Origin of the sequence: Thalassotalea sp. PP2-459, assembly GCF_001913705.1 — a bacterium.
In the GTDB taxonomy this organism is placed as follows: domain Bacteria; phylum Pseudomonadota; class Gammaproteobacteria; order Enterobacterales; family Alteromonadaceae; genus Thalassotalea_C; species Thalassotalea_C hakodatensis.
Map to the genome: position 1 here is coordinate 23531 of NZ_MKQD01000031.1, position 6491 is coordinate 30021.

The following is a 6491-nucleotide window of genomic DNA, read 5'->3' on the forward strand; positions in this document are numbered from 1 at the left end:
CCTACAGGAATTAACATGAATTTTAGAAAGTTATTAATATCGACGATGATTACATTGGCATCACTGCAATCATTTGCGAACGATTTTAAATTAAATGAGACTTATCAAAAAAGGTACAGTCAACTTCCATTTAGAGAAACACCGTTCGCAGATTTAAAGGGAATTTTTCCTATCTCTGAAAAGCTCGCTACAGGGAGAAAACATTACTTATTAACATACGATAGTTTAGATAGAGTTATTGAAGTTAAATTTTTACAACACGGTAAAACGGTTCCTTTAAACATTAACAAAAATGTTGTTACTCATGCCCCCCATATAAAAATTCAGTTTAAAGAAGGTAAAGAAATAAGAACATTTTTTGATGAACTTGGTAAACCAGCCTTGAGTAACGGCGCCTATAAAGAAGTTTTTGAGTTGAATAACAAAGGTGAACGTACCTCACTATATTTTGAAGATAAAAATGGCAATAGAACCTCAAGTAATTGGAATATTTATGAGTATCAGTGGACTATAGATGCTAAAGGAACAGTTATTGAACAACGATTCAATGAACAGGGATTACCAGCGGAGATAAGACCGGGCTTTCCATTCTATTGCCTTAAACTTCATTATGATCAGAGAGGGTATTTAGCCATGATGGAAAACTATGGCAAAGATTGTAAAACATTAACGCAAAACAACATGAATGCAGCGCAAGATAAACTTACATATAACAAATATGGCTTCATGTATTCTTGGAATGTCTATGACGCAAAAGAAAATAGAGCTAAAGGCAATGGACCGAATGTTGCCACTGGAGTGATGGAACATGACCAGTACGGCAATACAACACGAGAATACTACTTAGATGAGCTTGGCAATCAAATTCACAATGCTTACGGTTGGTTAAATAGTATTGCAACATATGATGATCATGGCAACATGACGTCTCGATTTAACCACGATCACTCAGGCTTTAAAAAAATCATCCAAAACTTAGGGTACTCAGGCTATGTACTAACATATGATGCTCATGGAAGAAACAGGACGTCATTGTCTTATTATGATGACAATAAAAAGCCAGTAAAACATAAAAGAAGAGGTTACCATTCCGTAAAACACTATTACAACGATAACAATAAAGTAATCAAAATAGAATTCCTCGATACACAAGGTAAACTCACCAATAGAGTCGACAATGGTATAGCATATATAGAGTATGATTACTCTGGCTCTTCTGTTAAACGATTAAATTACGACAAAGAGCGAGTAATAATAAAATAGAAGCTCCTGTTTAATTTTTTGAATACCCAATACGCTGACAGATCTCTGTTTTTAGTGTGATTAAAGTAGGTATTTGTCGAGGTAGTTTTTGCTGTTGTTCTACTTTTTAAATCAGAATAATACCAACTCAATTAAATATTTGGTCACTTAGCGAGAAATAAAAGGGTTAGAGGCAAGGCATTGATTGCAAAGAATGGTTATTCAGAAGAACGTGCTCCTGCGTTCTCTAATAAGCTACATCCTTGTAGCGTCCTTGTTAAAATCAATAACGCAGTCTATAACCCTTTTAAACTCGCCCTTGGGAACTCATTAGCGTCCTGATAACTTCCCTAAATAATCGAACCATAGAGCGACTATGCTTAAATTATTTAGTTTGTTCTAAGCGCGCTAATGAAGTGCTAAGTTGGCTAAATATTTAATAGAATTGGTATAACAATAAAGAACACAAAGTATGTAAAGAAATGGATAATCAAAAAATACAAAAAAACCCGGTTGGTATACCAACCGGGTTTTCTTTGTTTCAGTCAAACTGAATAATGTATTGCTTACGCAATCATTATTTCTTCGCCAACTTCTCTTTGATACGCGCAGAACGACCTGAACGCTCACGTAAGTAGTAAAGTTTAGCTTGACGAACATCACCGCGACGTTTAACTTCGATTGAATCGATTAACGGGCTATGTGTCTGGAATACACGCTCAACACCTACACCGCTAGAGATTTTACGCACGGTGAAGGCAGAATGTAAGCCACGGTTTTTAACAGCAATAACAACACCTTCAAACGCTTGAAGACGCTCTTTATCACCTTCTTTAACTTTTACTTGTACTACAACAGTATCGCCTGGTGCGTATGCTGGTACATCTTGCTTCATTTGCTCTTGTTCAAGAGCTTTAATAATATTGCTCATAATCATACCTTTTCCTAGGATTCACGATCTTCAACAGAGGTTTGCTTAATTTTCTCAAGCAATTTCTTCTGTTCAGCCGTCAGAGCTAGGTCAGTTAAAAGTTCTGGTCGTCTGTGCCAAGTTCTTTCTAAAGACATTAACTGACGCCACTGTCTTATGTGTTCGTGATTACCACTAAGCAACACTTTAGGTACTGACTTACCGTCTAATACCTCCGGCCTTGTGTAATGCGGACAATCAAGTAAGCCATCTGAAAACGAGTCTTGTTCTGCAGATTGCTGATGTCCTAATACACCCGGCACAAAGCGAGCTATGGCATCGATCATGTTCATCGCGGGTAATTCTCCGCCACTTAATACATAATCTCCAACCGACCATTCTTCATCAACATGTGATTCAATCAGTCGTTCATCTATGCCTTCATAACGTCCTGCAATAAAAATCAGTCGGTCATGTTGTGCTAATTCACTTACACCAGTTTGATCAAGTTTACGTCCTTGTGGTGACAAATAAATAACCTTTGCACGGCTTCCACCGCTTGCTGAGACAGAGTTATCCGCTTCAACTTTTGCAGCTTCTATAGCTTCACGCAATGGTTCAACCATCATTAACATCCCTGGACCACCGCCATAAGGTCGGTCATCTACAGTACGGTGTTTATCATGGGTAAAGTCTCTTGGATTCCACGTATGAAATTCAATTAACCCATTACGTATCGCGCGGCCTGTCACCCCATACTCGGTTATTGCTTCAAACATTTCTGGAAAAAGGCTAATGACCCCTATCCATAATTTGCTATCACTCACGAGTTAAAAACCTGGATCCCAGTCAACACAAATTTGTTTATTTTCAATACATACCGACTTAACTACCTGATCTTCAAGATACGGAATTAACCGCTCTTTCTTACCAAAGCCATCATTTCGGTTTGCTTTTACAACCAGTACATCGTTAGAGCCTGTTTCCAATAAATCAGAAACTTCGCCTAAATCATAACCTTTGTCAGTCACAACGGTCATGCCGATTAGGTCACGCCAATAAAACTCCCCATCGGGTAGCTCAGGTAACATGGTCTTATCAACAAATATTTCTGAACTCACTAATGTTTGTGCAACATCGCGATCATCAATATTGTCAATTTTAACCACTAACCCTTTATTGTGCTTTCGCCAATCAGTCACTTCGACTGTTTGTACTTTATTTCCTAATTTTAACGACCAAGGAAAATAGTCGAGGATAGCTTCTTGCTCTTCGGTAAAAGAATGAACTTTCAACCAGCCCTTGACACCATAGACTGCGCCTATCTTGCCAACAACGATTTGTTCATTACTTGTTACTTCAGTCATATCTATCCACTTATCTTATGCTGCAGCTTGAGCATCTTTTACAAGCTTTGCCACACGATCAGATAAACCAGCGCCTTGACCAACCCAGTGGTTGATACGATCAAGATCTAAGCGCAATTTTTCCGCTTGACCTTGTGCTGAAGGGTTGAAGAAACCAATCTTCTCGATGAAACGACCATCGCGAGAGTTACGGCTATCTGCAACAACTATCTGATAGAATGGACGCTTTTTTGCGCCGCCACGGGCTAAACGAATGGTAACCATATCGTCCTCTATATATTAATGTTAAAACGAATTTCCAGACACTTTCCGCCACAAAATGAGGCAGAAAAGCTCGCGTATTCTACGCTTTTTCAGCTAGAAAGCAAGTTTATAGCTATTTAAAAACAAATGGCTGATTAATCAGAGCTGCATCTTTTCTTAACAAGTTAAAAATGATGCTCAAATTAATAGATAAATCGCTCTGAAACAGGAATTTACAAGACACTTTGAATAAAGCAATAAAAAGGATTAAAAATAAGAAAAGCAGGCAAAATTTACTATGTATAATGTTAAATCACATACAGTAGCACTGCCCAAACACTTTTAAGATGCAAATGAGGACGGTGCTCCGTACATTTCTACGGTTAAATACTAAATGATAGTTAAACGTTCGATACTCTCTGCTTCAATGTATCCGACCGTTACAGCAAATGGCCGTTCGCCTTTCGCACCTTTTATTTTACAACCTTTCGCCACAATACAGACGGTATAAGGCTCCACCATACCTTTAATTTTAATTAGCCTTCCTTCTAAGCTAGCAAGATTATCTACTTGGTATTCATCTTTTAATTGCTTTACCAAGGAAGGATTAATAGCAACAGTGAGTCGGGAGTTAGTCCCGTTATTAGACATCAGATGCCAATAGCCTTTTTTCTGACTAACACCACGACTTGTCGAATGAATAGAAAATTCTGTCTCTACCCAAAAAAACAGTTCTTTTTGCTGAGCTTTTTCAACGACATTATCCACAGGCATCGTTTGATAAGCGATATTTTTATTCGCACAGCCAGTGAAAAAAAACAACACGAATAATGATAAAAACAAAATACTTTTACAGTACATACTGACACGTCCATTTGTTATTGAGTTCTTTAAGTTTACTCAAAAAAGTAAAAAAAACAAGAGACCGCTAAATGGTTAGTATGTAAAAAGTAGCTCTGCTTTGTCAGATAGGGCCTTAACGGCCAAAACCACCGAAACCGCCCATACCGCCTCCACCACCTGGCGGCATCATTCCTTTCATTGAACGCATCATTTTCTGCATGCCACCTTTACCTGACATTTTTTTCATCATTTTTTGCATTTGGGTAAACTGTTTAAGTAGTTTATTGACATCTTGTATTTGAGTACCAGAACCTGCAGCGATTCGGCGTTTTCGTGAACCTTTAATAATCTCTGGACGTTCACGTTCTTTTGGCGTCATGGAATTTATAATGGCTTCCATTCGTACCGTAACTTTATCGTCCATTTGTCCTTTCATTTGATCAGACATGTTTCCCATACCAGGCAATTTGTCCACTAACCCCATCATGCCGCCCATGCTTTTCATTTGTACTAGCTGGTCACGAAAATCTTCTAGTGAAAAACCTTTCCCTGATTTAACCTTCTTAGCCAGTTTTTCTGCTTGTTTACGATCAACCTTTTGCTCTACTTCTTCAATAAGTGATAGTACATCACCCATACCAAGAATACGCGAAGCAATACGATCAGGGTGAAAAGGTTCTAGCGCTTCAATTTTTTCACCGACACCCATGAACTTGATAGGTTTACCCGTTATATGTCTTATAGATAAAGCAGCACCACCACGAGCATCACCGTCAGTTTTTGTCAGTATCACACCGGTTAATGCTAATGCATCATTAAATGCTTTCGCAGTATTTGCAGCATCCTGACCTGTCATTGCATCAACAGTAAACAGTGTTTCAACGGGTGAAATTGCCGCATGTAATGCTTTTATTTCATCCATCATATCACTGTCGATATGCAAACGGCCTGCTGTATCAACAATTAACACATCAAAATAATGTTTTTTGGCATGGCTTATCGCAGCGTTTGCTATGTCAACCGGCTTTTGTTTGATATCACTTGGAAAGAACTCAACCCCTACTTCGCCAGCAAGCGTTTCTAATTGTTTTATTGCAGCAGGTCGATAAACATCAGCGCTGACAACAAGCACCTTTTTCTTTTCTCTTTCTTTCAAATATTTCGACAACTTAGCAACAGAGGATGTTTTACCCGCACCTTGTAAACCAGCCATTAATACGACAGCAGGCGGTGTAGCTTTTAAATTGAGAGTTTCATTGACTTCACCCATCGCACTTTCAAGTTCTTTTTGAACAATTTTTACGAATACTTGCCCTGGGGTTAAACTTTTAGAAACATCTTGTCCTACTGCGCTCTCTTTCACTTTAGCAATAAAGTCACGTACTACGGGTAAAGCAACATCAGCCTCTAAAAGCGCCATACGTACTTCTCGTAAGGTGTCTTTGATGTTGTCTTCAGTAAGTCTGCCACGACCACTAATGTTCTTAAGGGATTTCGTTAAGCGATCTGATAAATTCTCAAACATGTATTACTCTGACCAATTGCGATAAAGAGAAAACTTACCCACATTATACCTGTGAGGTTAAGAAGCGAAAGTATAAAATGGAGGCAAGGATTTATTTTTCAATATTAACCTGAGATTCTCTAGCGCCTACTAATACCAATTCGCATAAATATTCGGTCATTCAGCGAGAATTAAACGCTTTAGAGGCACGGCGTTGATTGCAGAGAATGGTTATTCAGGAGAACGTGCTCCTGCGTTCTCTAATACCAACTCAATTAAGTATTTAGCCACTTAGCGAGAAATAAAAGGGTTAGAGGCAAGGCATTGATTGCAAAGAATGGTTATTCCATTGTTAAAATCAATAACACAGTCTATAACCCTT

General features: G+C 38.4%; 7 protein-coding genes. 1 reads left to right on the plus strand and 6 read right to left on the minus strand.

Annotated features, from left to right (window positions below; translation table 11 throughout):
* Positions 1–15: 15 nt before the first annotated feature.
* Positions 16–1263, plus strand: a complete 1248-nt coding sequence (locus BI291_RS05790) for a hypothetical protein (RefSeq protein ID WP_074496991.1) — start codon at positions 16–18, stop codon at positions 1261–1263.
* 556 nt (positions 1264–1819) lie between these two features.
* Here the strand turns inward: BI291_RS05790 and rplS are convergent.
* The 6 genes from rplS to ffh all read right to left on the minus strand — a co-directional run bounded on the left by rplS (position 1820) and on the right by ffh (position 6130).
* Positions 1820–2173, minus strand: coding sequence for a 50S ribosomal protein L19 (rplS, locus tag BI291_RS05795; protein WP_074497012.1), 354 nt, complete (start codon positions 2171–2173; stop codon positions 1820–1822).
* A gap of 14 nt (positions 2174–2187) precedes the next feature.
* A complete protein-coding gene (gene trmD / locus BI291_RS05800; RefSeq protein WP_074496994.1) occupies positions 2188–2979 on the minus strand; it encodes a tRNA (guanosine(37)-N1)-methyltransferase TrmD in 792 nt (263 codons plus the stop codon).
* A gap of 3 nt (positions 2980–2982) precedes the next feature.
* Entirely contained in the window at positions 2983–3519 is a 537-nt protein-coding gene (gene rimM, locus BI291_RS05805) for a ribosome maturation factor RimM (protein ID WP_074496999.1), read from the minus strand.
* 15 nt (positions 3520–3534) lie between these two features.
* A complete protein-coding gene (rpsP, locus tag BI291_RS05810) occupies positions 3535–3783 on the minus strand; it encodes a 30S ribosomal protein S16 (protein WP_074497002.1) in 249 nt (82 codons plus the stop codon).
* A gap of 369 nt (positions 3784–4152) precedes the next feature.
* A complete protein-coding gene (locus tag BI291_RS05815; RefSeq protein ID WP_074497005.1) occupies positions 4153–4623 on the minus strand; it encodes a hypothetical protein in 471 nt (156 codons plus the stop codon).
* A 115-nt stretch (positions 4624–4738) separates the two neighbouring features.
* Positions 4739–6130: a signal recognition particle protein gene (gene ffh, locus BI291_RS05820; RefSeq protein ID WP_074497007.1), complete on the minus strand. Its 1392-nt coding sequence runs from the start codon at positions 6128–6130 to the stop codon at positions 4739–4741.
* Between the last annotated feature and the right edge of the window lie 361 nt (positions 6131–6491).